The 3,519-nt window shown below is 72.7% G+C and carries 4 protein-coding genes, 1 tRNA gene and 1 pseudogene; all 6 read right to left on the bottom strand.

What is annotated here, in order from left to right; all coding sequences use genetic code 11:
• Positions 1 to 191: pseudogene (locus tag WEB03_RS13635) on the bottom strand (hypothetical protein); the annotation flags it as partial.
• 63 nt (positions 192 to 254) lie between these two features.
• Positions 255 to 572, bottom strand: a complete 318-nt coding sequence (locus tag WEB03_RS13630; protein ID WP_368071466.1) for a hypothetical protein — start codon at positions 570 to 572, stop codon at positions 255 to 257.
• A 200-nt stretch (positions 573 to 772) separates the two neighbouring features.
• Positions 773 to 845: transfer RNA gene (locus tag WEB03_RS13625), tRNA-Glu, on the bottom strand.
• Between the two features lie 20 nt (positions 846 to 865).
• Positions 866 to 1,654, bottom strand: coding sequence for a polyprenol monophosphomannose synthase (locus tag WEB03_RS13620; RefSeq protein ID WP_368071465.1), 789 nt, complete (start codon positions 1,652 to 1,654; stop codon positions 866 to 868).
• Positions 1,651 to 3,249, bottom strand: coding sequence for an apolipoprotein N-acyltransferase (lnt, locus tag WEB03_RS13615; RefSeq protein ID WP_368071464.1), 1,599 nt, complete (start codon positions 3,247 to 3,249; stop codon positions 1,651 to 1,653). Before lnt ends, WEB03_RS13620 begins: the two co-directional genes overlap by 4 nt.
• A gap of 2 nt (positions 3,250 to 3,251) precedes the next feature.
• The coding region (locus WEB03_RS13610; protein ID WP_368071463.1) for a hypothetical protein at positions 3,252 to 3,519 on the bottom strand (268 nt) is incomplete at its 5' end.

The raw sequence follows: 3,519 nt of genomic DNA, 5'->3' as shown, positions 1-3,519 counted from the left end.
AGCCGGTCCGCGGCCCGCAGCGTTGCCACCAGCTCGGCCAGCGCCCCGTCAGGCAGGACTGCACCCTCATCGCCGGCCAGGATCGTGGACACCGCACCCGCGACGTCGGTGGAGTAGCTGGGGTGGTGTTCGCGTGCGAGGGCAGGCAGGGCCGGGCGGCTGGTGTGCCGGTAGCCCTGGCTGCTGCGCATGCGGTCCCTGTTCGATGGTCTGGATGAGTCCAGTGTACTCGTACATACGTTCGATGCAAGAACCTATCCCCTTCGGCTGTGGATGAAGGAGGCGACCGGACCCGCGACCGCTGCGCCAGGTGTCCGGACCAGCATCGTCGGGGGCGTGGAGCTCGGGTCGCTGTCGCTGGCGACCTCTGCGCTGTCGCGGAACCGACGTTCCCACACCGCGGTCCGGGAGCATGCGACGGCCACCTGCCCACGAGGGGTCCGGCCGAGGAGCAGCCACTCGCCGGCGGCCAGGAGGAGCACCGGCCACAGCAAGGCCGGGTCGTCGACCACCTCGAGCACGGTCGCGTCCTCGGGGACACGCACGATCAGATCGCCGAGCCCGACGCTCACCCGGAGCGGCGTCGTCCCGGGCGGGGGGACGAGATCCCGGGCGGGGGGACGAGATCCCGCAGATCGAGGGTCAAGGTGCCGGCGTTGAGCTCGTACCTCGTCTCGAGGTCACGGCCGCGGGCAGGACCACCTCGAAGCGCAGATCGACCCCGACACGCGCGTGGGGCCCCGGCGTCGTGGCACCGGGGCCCCACGAGGTGTAGCCCCGACCGGGTTCGAACCGGCGTTGCCGCCTTGAAAGGGCGGAGTCCTGGACCGCTGGACGACGGGGCCGTGGTCCTGCGCGGCGCAGGCTACCGGTCCGAGGTCCCTCCCCCGTCCGCCGCAGGCGGGGGTCGCCGGCGCACTGTCCGCGGGGTCGTTGGAGGTGCCGCCCGGCCGGCACGGGTCGCCCACACCGCGGGACGCCAGAGCGCCTCGACCACGACCGCGCGTGACAGCTTGGAGGCGCCGGACCGCCGTTCGACGAAGACGATCGGGACCTCGACGAGGTGGAACCCCGCTCGCCAGGCACGCCACGCCACCTCGAGCTGGAAGGCGTACCCATCGGACCCCAAGGCACCGACGTCGATGGCCTCGAGGACATCCCGCCGAACCACGCGGTACCCGCTGGTGCCGTCGTGCACGGGCAGGCCGGTCAGTCCACGCACGTAGAGGTTCCCGCCGATCGACAGCAGCCGGCGCCGCAGCGGCCACCGTTCGACCCGCCCGCCGGGCACGTAGCGGCTACCGATCACGAGGTCGGCGGTCCGGGAGGCAGCGAGCAAGCTCGGCAGGGCAGCGGGATCGTGGGACAGGTCGGCGTCCATGGCCACGAAGAGGTCGTACCCCCGGCCCAGCCCCCACGCGAAGCCGTCGCGGTACGCCGACCCGAGCCCGCGCTTGCGCGACCGGTGGAGGACGTGGACGCCGGGGTCGTCGGCCGCCAGAGCATCGGCCAGCTCGCCGGTGCCGTCCGGTGAGGCATCGTCGACCACCAGCACGTCCACGGCGTGCTCGAGTTCGCGGAGCCCCGCGACGACGCGCGGGAGGCTGTCGAGCTCGTCGTAGGTGGGGATGACCACCAGGGTCGTGGGCGTCACGACACCGTCGCTCCGACGTCGTCCGACGTCGGGTCACCGCGCCGTCGGCGTGCACGCTCCAGGAGCCAAGCGAGGGCGACCAGGATGATCAGCCGCGACGCGGTCCCGAGCACGTCGCCGAGCACGAGGAACGGCGTGGTCCCCTCCACGATCGGGACATCGGCTCGGATGGTCGCGCGTTCGAACAGCGGCGTCTCCTGCGAGGTCGACCCGTCCGGCGCGACGAACGCCGAGGACCCCGACAGCGCGCTGTGGACCACCCAGCGGCCGGTCTCGACGGCCCGGAGCTGCGACTGGGCCAGGTGTTGCGCCGGTTCGGCGCTCAGCCCGAAGGAGGCATCGGTGGTCGCGCTGATCAGGAGGCCCGCGGGATCGTCGCCGGCCATCACGTTGTCGCGGGCGACGTCGCCGAACAACGTCTCGAAGCAGATCAGGACCGCCAGCGAGGTGTCGTCGAGCTCGATCGAGACCGGGTCGGTGGCGGGCAGGATGTCCCGGGGGATCTGCGCCAGCGGGGGGAACCACCCGATCCAGCGGCGCAGCGGCACGTACTCGCCGAACGGGACCACCGCCCGCTTGTCGTAGCGACCGACGGGCTCGGCGTCCTGGTCGAGCAGGATCTGGGTGCGGTAGAAGCCCGTCCTCGGGTCCGGCCCGTCGAGGTTGACGCCCGCCAGGGTGAAGCGCGACCGCGTCGCCGCCTCGTCGAGCAGCTCGCGGAACCGCGTGCCTCGGTCCGCGTACGGGTCGGTGTCGACCGACGCCTCGGGCCACACGGTCAGATCCGGCGGCGGGCCCTCGGCCGTGGCGGCCACGGTCTCGTCGCGCATCTGCGTCGTGATCCGGTAGGAGGGGTCGTCGACCCGGCGTTCGAAGTGACGGATGTCGTTACCCTGCACCGACAGCACGTCGAGGACGCCGACCTCGGGTGGGGGCTCGACGGTCACCATCACCGACAGCAGCAGTCCACCGACGAACAGACCGACGGGCAGGTTCACGGCGCGCAGCGCCTGGTCGACCGGCCGGTCACCGCGGTCGCGCACCGCTGCCCGCGACCGACGCACCACCTCGACCAGTGCCACGCTCAGCAGCACCGCGAACAGGGTGATCCCGCGGCCGCCGAGGACACGTGCGACCGGCAGCATCCAGGACCCGTCGACGTGCGCGTAGGCGATGGCCCCCCACTCGAAGCCGCCGAGCGGGAAGATCGATCGCCAGGCGTCCATCCCCACCCACAGCACCGCAGCCACCAGCGGCAGCCACCGGGAACCGAGCCAGGGCCGGACGGCCACGCCGAGGAGGGCGACGAACCCCACCTGGGTGAGGATGAGCAGCACCCAGGCGAGGTAGCCCGCGGGCAGGATGATCCAGGTGAGCATCGGCCCGAAGCAGGCCGCGCCGGCGAGGGCGCCGAGGCGTCCCGCCCACCGAGGCTCGAGCTGCATCGCGAGGACCAGCAGACCGGGGCCCAGCAGCGTCGTCCACCACAGCTCGAGCGGCGGGTGGGCGGCCAGCAGGAGGCCACCCGCGACGACCGCGAGGAGCGGCGCGAGGACGGTCAGCTCGCCGCCCCGGGGATCACCGGGGGCGGTCACGCTCAGGCGCAGTCGCGGCAGAGCAGTCGGTCCGCGTCGGCGAGCTGGCTCTCCCGCTTCGCCATGTAGCAGGACCGGCAGACGAACTCGCCGTCACGCAGACCCTCGATGCCGTCCTCGTCGTCATCGTCGTCGTCGAGGGTGACGGCCGAGACGGCCGCCTCGTCCTCGTCGTCGAACGCCGCATCGGCGGGGACGGCAGGGACGACGGCGTCAGGGTCCTCGTCGGCTTCCACGCCCTCCTCGAGCGGGACCTCGACGTCGTCCTCG

Origin of the sequence: Nitriliruptor sp., from assembly GCF_040882075.1 — a bacterium.
In the GTDB taxonomy this organism is placed as follows: Bacteria; Actinomycetota; Nitriliruptoria; order Nitriliruptorales; family Nitriliruptoraceae; genus Nitriliruptor.
The sequence above is the reverse complement of the archived record's forward strand: the minus strand, read 5'-3'. Positions and strand labels throughout refer to the sequence as shown.